This is a genomic window from Amycolatopsis sp. DSM 110486, assembly GCF_019468465.1.
In the GTDB taxonomy this organism is placed as follows: Bacteria; Actinomycetota; Actinomycetes; order Mycobacteriales; family Pseudonocardiaceae; genus Amycolatopsis.
The window spans coordinates 7,965,580-7,978,998 of sequence record NZ_CP080519.1; the positions used below are offsets into that span (position 1 = coordinate 7,965,580).

At 68.6% G+C, this 13,419-nt stretch carries 19 protein-coding genes and 2 pseudogenes; 4 read left to right on the plus strand and 17 right to left on the minus strand.

Going from position 1 to position 13,419, the window contains the following annotated elements; genetic code table 11:
* The first annotated feature begins 11 nt into the window (after nucleotides 1-11).
* Nucleotides 12-305, plus strand: a complete 294-nt coding sequence (locus K1T34_RS38640; protein WP_220239666.1) for a hypothetical protein — start codon at nucleotides 12-14, stop codon at nucleotides 303-305.
* Nucleotides 306-314: 9 nt separating this feature from the next.
* Here the strand turns inward: K1T34_RS38640 and K1T34_RS38645 are convergent, their stop codons facing one another.
* Together K1T34_RS38645 and K1T34_RS38650 are read right to left on the minus strand one after the other, a co-directional pair.
* The gene (locus K1T34_RS38645; RefSeq protein ID WP_220239667.1) at nucleotides 315-1,634 is read right to left on the minus strand and encodes a DUF4474 domain-containing protein; all 1,320 of its coding nucleotides are present in this window, start codon (nucleotides 1,632-1,634) and stop codon (nucleotides 315-317) included.
* A complete protein-coding gene (locus K1T34_RS38650) occupies nucleotides 1,631-1,939 on the minus strand; it encodes a hypothetical protein (RefSeq protein WP_220239668.1) in 309 nt (102 codons plus the stop codon). The genes K1T34_RS38645 and K1T34_RS38650 overlap by 4 nt, the downstream gene beginning before the upstream one ends.
* Nucleotides 1,940-2,125: 186 nt before the next feature.
* Between K1T34_RS38650 and K1T34_RS38655 the strand changes: the two genes are divergently transcribed.
* Both K1T34_RS38655 and K1T34_RS38660 read left to right on the plus strand, forming a co-directional pair.
* Nucleotides 2,126-2,728 carry an LLM class flavin-dependent oxidoreductase gene (locus tag K1T34_RS38655; RefSeq protein WP_220239669.1) on the plus strand — a complete coding sequence of 201 codons (603 nt, stop codon included), beginning with the start codon at nucleotides 2,126-2,128 and terminating at the stop codon, nucleotides 2,726-2,728.
* Nucleotides 2,729-2,893: 165 nt separating this feature from the next.
* Nucleotides 2,894-3,544, plus strand: a complete 651-nt coding sequence (locus K1T34_RS38660; protein WP_255637867.1) for a PhoU domain-containing protein — start codon at nucleotides 2,894-2,896, stop codon at nucleotides 3,542-3,544.
* Here the strand turns inward: K1T34_RS38660 and K1T34_RS38665 are convergent.
* From K1T34_RS38665 to K1T34_RS38725, 13 genes are all read right to left on the minus strand, one after another.
* The gene (locus tag K1T34_RS38665) at nucleotides 3,466-4,047 is read right to left on the minus strand and encodes a DUF2231 domain-containing protein (protein WP_255637869.1); all 582 of its coding nucleotides are present in this window, start codon (nucleotides 4,045-4,047) and stop codon (nucleotides 3,466-3,468) included. The genes K1T34_RS38660 and K1T34_RS38665 overlap by 79 nt on opposite strands.
* A 207-nt stretch (nucleotides 4,048-4,254) precedes the next feature.
* Complete coding sequence (locus K1T34_RS38670) at nucleotides 4,255-4,455, minus strand: hypothetical protein (protein ID WP_220239670.1); 201 nt, start codon at nucleotides 4,453-4,455, stop codon at nucleotides 4,255-4,257.
* Between the two features lie 50 nt (nucleotides 4,456-4,505).
* Nucleotides 4,506-5,321 carry a hypothetical protein gene (locus K1T34_RS38675; protein ID WP_220239671.1) on the minus strand — a complete coding sequence of 272 codons (816 nt, stop codon included), beginning with the start codon at nucleotides 5,319-5,321 and terminating at the stop codon, nucleotides 4,506-4,508.
* A gap of 209 nt (nucleotides 5,322-5,530) precedes the next feature.
* A complete protein-coding gene (locus K1T34_RS38680; protein ID WP_220239672.1) occupies nucleotides 5,531-5,821 on the minus strand; it encodes a gas vesicle protein K in 291 nt (96 codons plus the stop codon).
* Complete coding sequence (locus K1T34_RS38685) at nucleotides 5,814-5,996, minus strand: gas vesicle protein (RefSeq protein WP_220239673.1); 183 nt, start codon at nucleotides 5,994-5,996, stop codon at nucleotides 5,814-5,816. The genes K1T34_RS38680 and K1T34_RS38685 overlap by 8 nt, the downstream gene beginning before the upstream one ends.
* Nucleotides 5,993-6,763 (minus strand): GvpL/GvpF family gas vesicle protein, encoded by a 771-nt coding sequence (locus K1T34_RS38690; RefSeq protein ID WP_220239674.1) that lies wholly within the window; start codon nucleotides 6,761-6,763, stop codon nucleotides 5,993-5,995. The genes K1T34_RS38685 and K1T34_RS38690 overlap by 4 nt, the downstream gene beginning before the upstream one ends.
* Nucleotides 6,750-7,106: a gas vesicle protein gene (locus tag K1T34_RS38695; protein WP_220247619.1), complete on the minus strand. Its 357-nt coding sequence runs from the start codon at nucleotides 7,104-7,106 to the stop codon at nucleotides 6,750-6,752. Before K1T34_RS38695 ends, K1T34_RS38690 begins: the two co-directional genes overlap by 14 nt.
* A 1-nt stretch (nucleotide 7,107) precedes the next feature.
* Complete coding sequence (gvpO, locus tag K1T34_RS38700) at nucleotides 7,108-7,437, minus strand: gas vesicle protein GvpO (protein ID WP_220239675.1); 330 nt, start codon at nucleotides 7,435-7,437, stop codon at nucleotides 7,108-7,110.
* Nucleotides 7,438-7,443: 6 nt separating this feature from the next.
* Entirely contained in the window at nucleotides 7,444-7,710 is a 267-nt protein-coding gene (locus tag K1T34_RS38705; RefSeq protein WP_220239676.1) for a gas vesicle protein GvpG, read from the minus strand.
* 4 nt (nucleotides 7,711-7,714) lie between these two features.
* Nucleotides 7,715-8,500, minus strand: a complete 786-nt coding sequence (locus tag K1T34_RS38710; protein WP_220239677.1) for a GvpL/GvpF family gas vesicle protein — start codon at nucleotides 8,498-8,500, stop codon at nucleotides 7,715-7,717.
* Nucleotides 8,501-8,505: 5 nt separating this feature from the next.
* Nucleotides 8,506-8,904, minus strand: a complete 399-nt coding sequence (gene gvpJ, locus K1T34_RS38715) for a gas vesicle protein GvpJ (RefSeq protein ID WP_220239678.1) — start codon at nucleotides 8,902-8,904, stop codon at nucleotides 8,506-8,508.
* Nucleotides 8,901-10,073, minus strand: coding sequence for an SRPBCC family protein (locus K1T34_RS38720; RefSeq protein ID WP_220239679.1), 1,173 nt, complete (start codon nucleotides 10,071-10,073; stop codon nucleotides 8,901-8,903). Before K1T34_RS38720 ends, gvpJ begins: the two co-directional genes overlap by 4 nt.
* A complete protein-coding gene (locus K1T34_RS38725) occupies nucleotides 10,070-10,837 on the minus strand; it encodes a hypothetical protein (protein WP_255637870.1) in 768 nt (255 codons plus the stop codon). Before K1T34_RS38725 ends, K1T34_RS38720 begins: the two co-directional genes overlap by 4 nt.
* 159 nt (nucleotides 10,838-10,996) lie before the next feature.
* Here K1T34_RS38725 and K1T34_RS38730 point away from each other — a divergent pair, with 159 nt between their 5' ends.
* A complete protein-coding gene (locus tag K1T34_RS38730) occupies nucleotides 10,997-11,179 on the plus strand; it encodes a CDGSH iron-sulfur domain-containing protein (RefSeq protein ID WP_220239680.1) in 183 nt (60 codons plus the stop codon).
* Here K1T34_RS38730 and K1T34_RS38735 read toward each other — a convergent pair.
* Nucleotides 11,164-12,158: pseudogene (locus K1T34_RS38735) on the minus strand (iron-containing redox enzyme family protein). The gene K1T34_RS38730 and the pseudogene K1T34_RS38735 overlap by 16 nt on opposite strands.
* 257 nt (nucleotides 12,159-12,415) lie before the next feature.
* Nucleotides 12,416-13,412: pseudogene (locus tag K1T34_RS38740) on the minus strand (DNA topoisomerase IB); the annotation flags it as partial.
* Between the last annotated feature and the right edge of the window lie 7 nt (nucleotides 13,413-13,419).

Genomic DNA, 13,419 nt, shown 5'->3' on the forward strand with positions numbered 1-13,419 from the left:
AGTGTGTGCCCATGACTGAGTCGAGACGTGCCGGCGAGACGTCGGAAGAGCTGGCCCGCACGTTGCGCGCCCGAGCCAGGAACGCCGCGGTCGCCGTGCTGCGCGAAGGGCTGGAAGAGATCGACGAACGGCACGGACAGGGCGTCGCCGACGAGGTCGCCGGGATGATCGACGTCGCAGAGGTGTTCGCCGGTCTCGCCGACCGCGAGGTTCCGGCACGGCCGAGCCGCGAAGGTCGTGGGAGCCGCGGGGGCCGCGAGGACGACGACGAGCCTTGGGAGTTCAGGCCGCTGACCTCGTTGTGACCCCGCCGGTCACTTTTTCCAGTCGTAGCTGAGCACGGGCGGGTGGTCGGACACCTTCGTGACGGTGAGGTTCTCTTCGGGGTGCGCGGCGGCGTACCGCGTCATCTCGTTGTAGATCCGGTCGCGCATGTCCGTGTCGCGAACCTCGATCGTGGCTCGCTGGCCCAGCTGGTCGGGGTGCACGCCCGGCTCGGAGCGGATCGCCAGGTTCCAGAAGTGCCGTTTGTCGCTGCCGTCGGCGCCCTGGCCGTCGTTGGTGAAGTAGACCTTGCCGCTTTCCTTGTCGTAGATCTGCTGGGTCACCTTGATCTGGTCGTCTCCCTGCGCGGCCGAGTAGTAGCCGGACGGGTCCTGGGACTGGGCGTCGCGGGCGTAGAACCCGACTTCGCCGCCGAACGCGCCGCCGAACCCGTAGCTGCCCTTCCACAGTTCCAGCCGGTACTGCTTCCCGGTTTTGGGGTCGGTGAACTCCATGTTGTCGCCTTGGGCGCTGGTGCGGTCGAGGTCCGCGCCGATGAGCTTCTCCATCTTGTCGTAGATGTCGTGCCAGCCGAGGTAGCTCTGCACCGAGTGCTCGCCGGTGGTGTAGAAATCGCTGCCCTCGACGTACTTGAAGCCGAAGTAGTCATAGATCTTCTGCGCGACCTCGGGGTCGCGCATGATCGTGTCCCAATCACCTTTGAGCAGGGCGAGATCGAGCTTCGGGTTTTTCGCGACGAGCGCGGCGAGGCCAGGGATCTCGCGCAGGATGAGCGCGGCGATCTCGGCCGGGTTCCGCTTCTCGGAGCCGGCGAGCTCCCAGATCTGGCCCGTTTTGTTGCGCAGCTTCAAACCCTCGGCGAGCAGGACCGCGTCGTAGGTCGTGACCACCCGCTGCAGGTCGGCGAGCAACACGAGGGCCTCGGCCTTGATGATCTTGTCCTGGGCCCAGGCGAACACGATGTTGCCCTTGCCGTGCGAGAGGTCCTTCCACACGTTGTCGAGTTTCGCCTGCAATTTCTCGGCGTCCTCGCGTTTGCTCCTGGCGTCGGACTGCGCCTTCGCCAGCGCGTCGCGCACGACTTCGAACGATTTCGCCGACTCTTCGAGGTCCTCGGCCTGGTCCTCGCGGTTCTTCTTGAAGGCATCCAGCGAGGAAAGGGCCGACTCCCCGGCCCCGCCGTGCCAGCTCTCGCTCAACTGCGTACGGACGCTTTCCACCAGCGATTTGGCGTCCTCGACCGATTCCTTGGTGGCTCTGCACGCCCGGGCCCGATCATCCAGTTCGGTCGTGCTGCCTTTCTCCACTTTGCCGGCGAGCTCACGGATCTTGTCGAACACCGCCGTCACCGGTCGATCCGTGCGAAACCGCTGTCCAGCGCTTTCAGGAACACGCCGCGTGCTTCGTCGTCGCTGCTGTCGTAACTCTTCGCGGCGTTGCCGATCGTTTCGACCAGACTGTCGACCTGCTGCTGTGCCGCGTCCAGATCTTCCTGCCGGGTCAGCAGCCAGACCTCGTAGTCGCCCGCGAAGCCACCGGCCCGATCCGTTCCACCCACGTTCGGCGCCCCCGGCGCGGACAGCGACGGCGGCGTCCCTTGGCCGAGCTTGGCCGCGGCGTTGCTGATGTTCTCGACATCGACCTCGAACCCCACAGAGCTTCCTTCCGCACAGTCCCGCTCGCCAAGCGGAAGTCACCGACGAGCCGAGTGACATCCCGTGTCGGTAATGTAACACTCGTCCGTTCTGAGACGTCGGGATTCCGTGCCCGGTTCCCTCACGGTCACGCGGGGTTCCTTCCCGGATCCTGGACCCCCCGGGCTTTTGTGCCGCCTTCACTTTTGCCCGGCCCCGCGCCGGCGCCGGCGGGCCGTATCGGGTCGCTGGAGCGCGCCGCGTTCCTGGCCGAGGTGACGAGTGAGCTGGGGCTCGTGCCGGTCGTGTCGACGACCTACACCGAACCGTTCCACGTGTCGTCCGCCCTCGCCGCGCTGGACCACATCGGCCACGGCCGGGCGGGCTGGGTCGTGGGCAGCACCGAGAACCCGGCGGCCGCGCTCGCCTGGAGCCGCCCCGCGGTGACGGGGGATACCGCGCTGCGCGAGGCCGCCGACGGCCTGCGGGTGGTGCGCGCGCTGTGGGACTCGTGGGAGGACGACGCGGTGGTCCGCGACGTGGCCACGAGCCGCTACCTGGACCGCGATCGCTTGCACTACATCGACTTCGAGGGCGAGACGTACTCGGTCAAGGGGCCGGCGATCGTGCCGCGGCCGCCGCAGGGCAACCCGGTCGTGTTCGCCGCGCCGGAGCTGGTCGATCCGGCGGACGCCGACGTCGCCCTGATCTCCGGCAGGGACCTCAGTGCGGTGGTCGCGGCGTCGAGCCGGGCGAGCGCCGCACCGCGCCGGTTCGCCGAGGTCGACAAGGGCCACGGCGGTCCGTAGCGCCGCTGCCTGGGGCACACGACCGTTTATCCGGCTGCATTCCGGGTACTCGTTTGCTCCGGCGTCGACTGCAGAGGTCCGGCGGCGGCGCAGCGTCACGAGTCGATCAGGGCCCGGCTGGGCTTGCTGACGCGGTGGCGGGAGGCGCGCGAGAGGTTGGGTTCGATGGCCATGCGACAAGCATTTCATCACGAGCTGGCTCGGCTCGGCGCCGAGATGACGGCGATGTGCGTCGCCTGCTCGGAGGCGATGCGACAGGCCACGGCGGCGTTGCTCACCGCGAACTTGGAGCTGGCCGAGCAGGTGCTCGGCAGCGACGTCGAGCTGGATCTGCAGCGCGCCGAGTGCGAAGAGCACGCTGAGGCGCTGTTGGCGTTGCAGGCCCCGGTCGCCCACGAGCTGCGACTCGTGCTCGCCGCGGTGTACTGCGCCGACAAACTCGAGCGCATGGGTGACCTCGCCGCGCACATCGCCGGCACCGCGCGCTTTCAGCACCCGGACCACCTCGACTCCGCCGAGCTGGAAGAGAAGTTTCGTCGCCTCGGCGACCTCACCGCGGGCATGGCCGACCGGCTCGCGGACATGATGGCGGCGCCGTTCGCGGGCATGTTCACCGAGCTGGACAACGCCGACCAGGCGGTGGACGACCTGCATGCTCAAGTGCTCGGCCTGATCACGAGCCAGGACTGGGCAGGCGGCGCCGCCGCGGCGGCCAACGCTGCCCTGCTGGCTCGGTTCTACGAGCGCTTCGGCGACCAGGCCGTGTCGGTGGCCAGACGCCTCGAATTCACCGTGACCGGAGCCGTGCCCGTCTGACTCTGTGCGCGCTGCCAGCGGAAGACCCCCGCGCCCTGGGCGTAGGAGAGGTGGCCGCCGAGCGCGCCACCGACACCGAGGACGAGCAGGCCGAGTACACCGAGCAACTTGCCCCCAGCCGCACCGCGGCGACGCCGGCGGTAGGAGGCGGCGAAGACCACGGTTGCGACGAGGTTGAGCACGAGATGGCAGAACCCGACCCGGCGCTGTCGCTCGTCGAGTACGTGGTAATCGGCCGCACCGAGAACCGCGGCCGCCGGAGCCGCCAGCAAGCCGATGCCCACGAGGCGACGGGCAGCTTCGTCGTTGCCCGGCACCAAGTCGAGCAGCGACGAGCACGCCCACGCGCCGATCGGGAGAGTAACCGCGACTGGGTGCAGTGGATGGCCGAGCCGGCGGCCTCGTAGCTCTTCGCCGGCCTGGCCGCTGAAGAACTCGTCCACCGGCCTCGCCACCGCGGCCGCGGGTGCGTCCAGCGCTTGGACGTCTTCGAGGGCGGACATCAGCCGGTGCGGCGGGGACTCCGTCGCAGTCCGGGTCCTGGTGTACCTGATCGCTGATGGTGAGTTATCGGTCATGACAGGGGCCTACCCCCACGGTCGGGCTCCAACCCTCACCGCGGAATCGACTTGTTCGCGCTCCCGCCGCTGGCCCGGGAAACGGGCCGCGCGGTGCGGCGGAGGCGGTGGCGTCGTCTTCGCAGCCGTCCATCATGGCCTCTCGTCCATCGCTTGGTGGATGACGTACCAGATATCCGAACCGTCTGCCTTGGCGTGGTGCAGTTCGCTCTTCGGCCCGCAGAGACAGTCGTCGCAGAAGTCGTGCCACACCACGTCTTCGATGGGCACCAGGTGCAAGCCGCCGTCGTCAGCCCAGACGTTCGCCCACTTGGCTCGCTGTTCGGGCTTCATCAGACCAGCTCCTCTTCTCCGGCGCCCGCGCCGATTCCTCGTCGCTCGGGTCAGGATCGGTGAGCGCCCTCGGTGGTGGCCCTGGGCTGGGCCTGGACAGGCGGTGCACCCGCCTGCTGCTCGGCTTTGTGCTTGGTGTCGGCGGCGTCCTGGGCGGCGCGCTGTTTGCCGATCGCCGGTTCGGACTTGATCTGGTCGTTCTCATCCCTGGCCTTCTCGTACCCGGAATTGACCAGGTGCGCGGCGGCGTCCCGGCCGCCGATGCCGAATGCCAGTGCCGCGGCCAGTGCCGCCGCGCCGACCAGCGCGGCGTAGGTGATCGTGACGATCACCGGGGAGATCCCCAGCTGAGTCAGGATCATGAAAACGGCGATCCCCATGATCATCGCCGGGGCGAGGGTGCGGGCGATCTTCCCGGTCGGGGTGTCGCCCATGGTGCGGTGCAGCAGCCCGCCGACCGCGCCGGCGACCGCGGCCGCGACGATGAAGATCAGCAGCGCGGCGATGACGTTGGGCAGGTAGCTCAGCACCTGGTTCATGAACGCGGTCAACGCCGGAATCCCCAGCGTCCCGATGGCCGAGGAGATCACGAACAGCATGATCACCCAGAACACGACCAGACCGACGAGCTTGGACGGGCTGCCCCGCGGGGAGAGTTTCTCCACGTAGTTCGCGCCGCCACCGGACTTCAGCCGGTCGTCGACCTTCGCCTTCTGCAGGCCCTTGGTGATGGCCTTGTCCAGCAGTTTGGCGATGATGAAGCCGATCAGTAGCACGAGAAGCGCGCCGATCAGCTGGGGCAGGTAGTTCACGAACGTCGTGAATGCGCTCTGCAGACTTTGCAGGATGTTGAAGCCGGTATTCATCGATCTCGTCCTCTCGTGGACAAAATTCGGTTACGTTGATGGGTAGGTCCCGAGTCTGCTGTTGCCGTTTCGGCTCTGGCGTTTCGAGCGGCGACAACCCGGGCAGGTTGTATTTCCGCTGCGTACCCGGTCGGCGGCCGGTCAAACACGCTGTTAGCACCAGACGGAATGCGTCGTTACCCGGTCATTCGATCTCGAAAGTGGCAATGCTATTCCTCGGAAAGCAGCGATCCCAGTGGTCCGAGATCGATGTTCAGGTCCCGCCGCTCGAGTCCGAAGTGATCGCACAATTCTTCCATGCGCAGATCGAGGTACATCAGCGTCTGGCCGATCTCCTCGACCTTGTCGTCGTCCAGATCTCCGTGGTCGACGCGGCGCAGCGCCTGACGCTCCATGAGCTGGCGCAACAGTTCCACCACTGTTAGCACCAGACTGACGAGGCTGCGTTCCGCCGTCTCGGGATCGGCGTCGATCCGGTTCTTCCGCTCGTCGTCACCCATGGGGCTGCAATGCTGTGATCGACGTGATCAGGGTTCGCAGGGAAACGTGCACGAGATCGACGTCGGCGATGGACAGGGTGATTTCGCCGCTCACCACGACACCGCCCGCGAGTACGCGGTCGAGCAGGTCGATGAGGGCGACGTTGCGGTTTCCGGCGCGTACCGGCACAGTCATGGTTCCTCCGGTGTAGAGAACGAATACGGCGGCCATGGCCCGGTCAGCTCCACGGTGAGCATGGTGCTGTCCCGGCCACGCCAGTCCACCGCCTCGGCGAATCGCCCGGCTTCCGCGTCGTCGACGAGGTACGCGCCGTTGAGCATCATCGGCCCGTCCTGGTCGGTCAGCGCCCGGCTCTGCGGGGGGTGGGTGCAGGCGTCGGCCGCGAGTTCGCAGAGCGCGGCGTGGAGTCGGCTCACCTGGTCCGCGGCCCGCTGCTGACGTTCTTCCTGTGACGCCAGCGCGCTGCGCCGCCGCGCCAGGTAGGCAAATCCGGGGCCTTCGCCGTCCGGCACGGCCGCGGCGGGCTCCGGTTCGGACTGCAGGAATGCCTTCACCCCCCACTCGACCCGGCCCGAGACGTGCTCGAGCGTCCGCTCGAAATCGGTGCAGCGCTCCTCGACGGCGATCCGGACGGAGTCGTCGTCGTGGTACACCGTCGCGAGGCGGACGGGCGCCACCGGCCCCTGCTCGACGAGCGCCGCGACCACGGAGTCGTGCGCTCGCGCCACCGCGGCCAGCCAGTCGAGGTCCTCCAGGTTGCGACGCAAGGCTTCCGCGCCGAACGAGCCCAACGGGACATCGCCCACCACCGCGGCCAGCCTGCCCGCCGTGACGACCCGCGGGCGTTCGGCGGAGACGCCGGTCAGGCCGCCGAGTGCGGCGGCCCCGACTTCAGGCGTCACGGCGTACAGCCACACGCCCGTCTCGTCACTCTCGTTCATCGTCTTCCCCGCCGGCCTCGATGTATTCCGGCGCCGCCTCCAACTCGGCGACGCGCGCCCGAAGCTGCCGGTTCTCGTCTTGCAGCTTTCCGTTGTCACCGGTCAGCCACGGATCGCTCTCCCACCAGTTGATGCCCACCTCCCGGGCGGTCTCGAGCGAAGCGATCACCAGCCGCAGCTTGATCGTCAGCAGTTCGATGTCGAGCAGGTTGACCTGGATGTCCCCGGCGATGACCAGTCCCTTGTCCAGCACCCGTTCGAGGATGTCGCCGAGGTTCGCGGGCTGGCTTCCGGTAGCACCGAGCGAGCCCTGGGACCTGCTGACCGGTTGCCCCGATACCATCTCAGCTCCCCTCATTGCCGGTGCCGGACTTGCCGCGCGCGTACCGCCGCGTGCGGCGGAATGCGAGCAGGTCGCCTTCGGTGTCCAGCTCGATCTCGTACAGCGCCAGGATGTCGGCCGACGACGGGATGCGGTGCTCTTCGATCACTTCGACCTCGACGACCCAGCCGTCTTCGAGCGGCTCGACCGACGTGACGCCCACGGGTTCGTTCGTGATCAGCTCGTCCAGCTGACGCACCGCCGAAGCGGCCGCTGTCGAGGCGACCATGCCGTCGCGCCCCGATCGACGCCGGGTCGGCGGGGACCGGTCTTCACTTTTTGCGGTGGCCATCGGCCCTCACCTTTTCCTCTCGTCGCTTCGGTGCACGGGCCGGCTCGGCCGGGGGCCCGTCAGCCGGCTCAATGCCTGTTGCTGCGCTTCGGCTTCTTCTTCGGCCGAGATCTCGCCGGCGGCCCGCGCCTGCTCCACGGCCTCCAGCTCGCGCCGGACCGACGCTGGGTCGTGCAGCTCTTCGTCGACCCGCCGCCGGATCAGCTCGCCCAGGGCGAGGACCCCGCGGACCGGTGCCAGCGGCAGACCGACGATTCCTGACAACAGACCCACCGCGTCACTCCGGCGTCCGCGTGACGACGAAGTCGTACGCAGCGAGCGGACCGAGCAGGCGGACCTCGACGCGGCCTTCCCAGTCCTTCGCCAGCTCGCCGATGACGGCTTCCAGATCGCCCTGCCGGTCGGTCTCGGCCAGCACCGCGAGGTGCACCGCCTCCTCATCGTGAGTCGGCTGTCGCGGCGCGAGCTCCACGACCGAATCGGCCAGCGCGTCGGCGACCCGTTGCGTGTCGACCGCACGCTTCGCCTCGATCGCCTGGGTGATCTGCTCGCCCAGGGCCATGCGCTCGTTGCGGGTGGCATCCTGTGGCTTGCCCCGGATCGCGTCCGCGAGCTGCGCCATGCCGTCGTTCTCGGACAGGATCTCCCGCAGGATGGCCCCCTCGTCGTAGCGCGCCCGGACGAGGTACTCCGCTTTGCCCTCCAGCTCCTCCAGCGCTGCTGTGAAGTCATCGCGGTTCGCGTCGAGCAGCTCGTCGACCACCGCTCGCTCGTCCGCGACCACGGCGCCGAAGCGCAGCGGCAGCACCGGGACCTCGGCTGCCGCCGCGTCCAGCAGCCCGGCGTGCGCCGAAAGGTCCTCCGGCCGGCCCAGCGGCGTGTCCTGGGGGATTTCGCTGACCAGCGCGGCGATCGGTCCACTGTGCACTGTGGTCACGGCGGAAGGCGGATCGCCCACTCCACGCGCGTCGCCGTCGATCTCGACGTCGGCGGGCAGGATGCCGTAGACGTAGATCGCCGTCTCGGTTCCGGTCTCCGTCTCGGTGCCGGTTTCGGCGGTCACTCGCCTCACCGTCCCTTCCTGCCGCGGCTCACGGGTTCTTCCTCGTCTTCGTCTTCGCCGAGGATGTCGCGCAGCTTGTCGCCTGCTGCCTCGAGCGCACCGCGCGTCTTGGCCTTGGCGCCGCCGGAGGTCACGTCCTCCAGGAGGTCGGGCAGGCCCTTCTGCTCGGTGCCCGAGATGTCGAGCCGATTCACCGCTTCCGCGAACCGCAGGTAGGTGTCGACGCTGGCCACCACGATCCGGGCGTCGATGGTCAGCAGCTCGATGCCCACCAAGGACACCCGTACGTACGCGTCGATCACGAGGCCCTTGTCCAGGATCGTGTCGATCACGTCGGCGAGGCTGCTGGAGGACGGCCGGTCAAGGCCGCCGCCCCCACCGGAGGGCTGTACTGCTGTTGTCATCGCCTGCTCCCTCGGCTTCTGCCGGCGCCGGCACCGGCGCGAGCGCGGCCGCGACGAGGCCGCTCTTCTTCGGCCGCCTCGTCGGTCTCTTCGGCCTCTTCGGTTTCGTCGGTGTCTTCGGTCTCTTCCGGCTCCTCTTCCTCCGGCTCCTCTTCGGACTCTTCTTCCTCTTCGGGCTCCTCCTCGGACTCGGCGGCCTCGTCCTCTTCGGAACCGGTGTCGGCGGACTCCTCGTCCTGCTCGGGCCCGGTGTCCTCGGCCTCGTCGCGGTCGGCGCCCTCGTCCTGCTGCTCGACGACCTGCCCGTCGTGGATCTCGCCGTGCCACCCCTCGATGTCGTCGGGGTGCAGCAGGTCTTCCGTCATCACGTGGCGGCGGAAATGCTTGAGCTCCAGCCGCGCCCGGCGGCCCTGCGCCCGCCAGATGTTGCCGGTGCGTTCGAACAGCCCCTGCGGGTGGTACGCGAGCACCAGCACGACCTTGGTGAGATCCGGCGTGAGCTCGTGGAACGTCACCGCTCCGTCAACGTGACCCTTCGCGCCCTTGGAGCGCCACACGATCCGCTCGAACGGCACCTGCTCCAGGATGGTCGCCTCCCAGGTGCGGTGCGACCAGAGGACCTGCGCCTTCCACTCGGTCTTCTCTTCGCTGACCTGCTCGACGTTGTTGACCTTCTTCATGAACGCCGGGAAGTCGGTGAACCGGGTCCACTGGTCGTACACGAGGTCGATCGGCGCACCGATGTCGATCTCCTCGACGATGTTGGTGAGCTTGATCTTGTTGCCCTTTCCGCTGCCACGGCCGCCCCCGCCGCTGAACGCGTCCTTCACCTTCTGCGCGATACCGGACAGGCCGCCCTTGGCGGCGCCCATCATCGCCTTGCCCTTGATGCTGCCCTTGCCACCGGTCGCCGCTTCGAGAAGGCCACCGCCGCCGCCTTCGGCGAAGTCGGTCAGGCGCCCGGCCGTCGAAGAGATCCGCTTCGTGATGGAACCCGTCGCCCGGGTCATGGCCGCTTGACCCAGCCCGCGCAGGGCATCGGTCAGCTCACTCGTGTTGCCACCGGTCGCGTTCGACGCGGCGCCGGCGACCGTGCCGGTCGCTTTGCCGGCTGTGCTGGTGGCCTTGTCGGTGGTTTTCTTCAACGTTTTGGTGACCACTGCGTTCACCTCCTCGCCCGGCGGACGGGCGAGCGCTTGGTGGCGGTGCGTGTACTGCCAGAACTCTTGTCGCCGTCATCGGACGGCGTGGACCGCCGGCTCGATGAACGCCGCTGTGTCTGCTGTTCGTCGCCATCGCTCGAGCGGCGGGCCGCCGCACGGCGGCGCTGGGGCTTCTCGGGCTCCGGCTCTTCCTGGTCTTCGTCTTCGTCCTCGTCCTCGACTTCAGCTTCGTCTTCGTCTTCCGGCGTGGCGTCGTGCTCGTCGTCGGCCTTGGACTTCTTGCCGCGGGTGAGCGCGCCGCCGTCCGAGAGGCGTTCGCTCAGTGATTCGATCTTCCCGCTGGCGGCCGTCACCGCCGCGGCCTTCGCCGCGGAGAGCAACTCGTCACGCGCCAGCGACGTCAGCTGGCCGATTTCCGCGGACGAGCCCAGCTGCTTGAGACCACCTTGGACGAGCTTCGTCGGCGACACCCCGGCCTTGCCGGTGGCCCCTGCGGCCGCGATCATCAACGCGAGGCGCCCCTTCTTCGTCCGCCCCAGTAGATAACCGGCCGCGACTCCGACCGCCATCCGTGTTCCTGCCTTCATGGCCGCTCCTCCTGACTCTTGCGATAGCGAGTTCGTCCCGCACAACCTGCGCGCCGCCCCCGAAACCAAGGCGAACAGGAATGTGACTTCGTTTGATTCGGCTACCCGCAAGGTTCTGCGCGAAAACGCGAGAAAATGGAAAACACATTTCTTCGTCGTGCGGTAATGGGGAGAAAAAATCACGAAAGCGGTTCCAGCGATTTCGCCTTCTTACTGACGGGTATCTTTTGTCGAAAGCATGTTTCACCTGCAGGTGATCGATAGATGCAGCAATCGTCGCGGTGCGGTAAGACGGGCTCGGCGGACTGACCCCGCTGAGGAGCGTTACTACCCGTTGCCGCTGTGGCACTGAAATCGGCTGTTCGGTCCGGCCATCGGTTTTTCAACGCTCCCGGGACGCCGGACGGGGACGTCGTGCGCTCGGACCACTTCGTCGTCGCGGTGTGCACGTGCCGGCGCAGCAAGCGGTTCCCGCTGTGCGACACGAGCCACCGCAAGCGGGTGAGGACTCAGGACAACGGTTGACGCAGTGAGGACCGCCCGGCGCGCCAGCACGCCAGGAGGTGCTCACTGAGGCGTGCTTCGAGGAGATTGGTCGCCTGGACGCCGAACACGACGTCGGCTGCGAGCCCGGGATCCCGGGTGAGCAGGTCGCCGACGACGACGTGGCGCATCACCTGCTCGTGGACGGCGTCGGCCTCGATGTGCTCGGTGTAGAAGAGCTTGCACGCCTCGGCGGCACCCAGGCGGGTCAGCGCTTGCACCATCCGGTGCGCTGACGGTCCCGTGGTCACCTCAGTGGCGGCGAAATGACCGACGAGCGCGCCCCGCAGCGACCGGTGCAGACCGAACAGCGACATCATGTTGACGATCGCGATCATCGGTGCGGGCACGTGCTCCAGCAGAGCGAGGTAGCCGTCCGGCAGCTCGGCGCCGCGCAAGAGGTCGGCGAACAAGCGCGAATGGGCGGATTCCGCCCGGCCGCCGCCGAACTCGTCGAACTCGACTGCCACGAGCGCGGCCTTGGCCCGGCCGCACAGTCTCGGAATGACCCACGCGTGGGGGTCGCCTTCCTTGAGGTGGTAGATCGAGCGGTGGGCGAAGACCTCCCGCACGTGCCACCACTTTCCTTCGTCGCGAAGGAAGTGGGAAACGCCGGAGCTGTCGATCGGCTCGACGAGCAGGGCCTCGAACTCGGCGCCGACGTCGTGGCCACCGGGTACCGCGCCCTGGAGGCCGGTCAGGAACTGGTGCTCCAGTGCCGCGCGGGCCCGGAGCAGGTCCGGATCCCACTCCCACGTCTCGTCGACGCCGGCGTTCCCTGGTAGTGCTGTTCGTAGCAGAGGTGCAGCGCGAGTTGCAGGTCGTTGCCGAACGGCTGGGCGCCCGCGAGAGCGTCGAGCACCAACGGCCGCCCAGTCGGCGGAGCGGACAGCGCCGCGGCGACCGTGGCGGAAAGCGGGCCCCGGGCGGCGGGCAGGACGGGGGAGGACAGCATCGTCATGGCCGCTGGTTACCCCGCCGCGGCGGCTTCATGCCCGCCGGCCGGCACGGTCCGCTTGGCGAGCAGGCGGAGCACCGCAGGCAGCCCGGCCGTGGCGGCGGCGCGCTGCGCGACGGAATCGCGATCCTGGCGTTCCGCCGCCGCTGACGGTGAACGGCGTCGCCCGCGCGGGCACCGCCCTGCGCGGGTTCTCCGGTGAAAGGTTCCGTTGCCCGGCGGTGACCCCCCGGGCGGGCTACTGGGTTCTTCCTTCGGCTCAGCAGCCGGATGGTGGCGCGTTCGAGGACCGCGCGAGCGTCGTCGCTCTCGGCTTTCGCGGCGCGGCTCAGGGCTCGGCTGATCGTCCGTGACCAGCGGTAGGCTTCGACCACTCGGGGGTCCACATAGGACACCCGGCACACGGCCGGGGTGTTGCCGAGCGCTTCGGAGACCTGGCGGATCACCGCGGCCTCCGCGCGTTGGGCCGCCGCCTTCGACTTCGGTTCCGCCGCGGTGGCGAACGCGGCCGCGGCGAGCACGGTGGCGTTCCAGGTGCGCAGGTCCTTGGCCGTGCAGTCCTCGCCCGGCGAGCTCCTTGAACCGCTCGTTGACGTCGGCGGCGTGGATCTCGTGCCAGCCCGAGGGGGTGCGGTAGACGAGCAGCCGGTCGCTGTCCGCGCGGCTGCGCAGCAAGGATCGCAGCACCTCCACCAGCGCCGGATCGTCGATCGACACCGCCCTCGCGGCGCCGCCTTTGGCCGGGTACTCGAACACGCAGGCACCCTCGCGCACACAGGCGTGCTCACGCAGCAGGGTGGCCACGCCGTGGCTGCCGTTCTCCTGGGCGTACTCCTCGCCGCCGGTGTGGAAGATGCCCCGGTCGAGCATCCGCAGCGCGGCGCCGAGCACGCGGCGTTCGGTGAGTCCGCGTTCGGCCAGGTCGTCCTCGACCTGGGTCCGCCATCCGGGCAGCCGCTTCGCCATGGCCAGCACCCGGTCGTGCTTCTCCTCGTCGCGGTCGCGGCGCCACTGCGGGTGGTACAGGTACTGCCGCCGACCGGCGGCGTCCGTGCCGACGGCCTGGATGTGGCCGTTCGGCTGCGGCGCGATCCACGCGTCACGCCACACCGGCGGGATGACCAGGTCCTCGATCCGCTCCAGCGCCTCGTCTTCGGCGAGCCGGTCGCCGGCGGGATCGAGGTAGGAGAACCCGTGCCCGCGTCGCACCCGCCGGATGCCCGGGGCGGTGAGGACGCTGCGTCGCAGCCGCGTCATTCCCGCC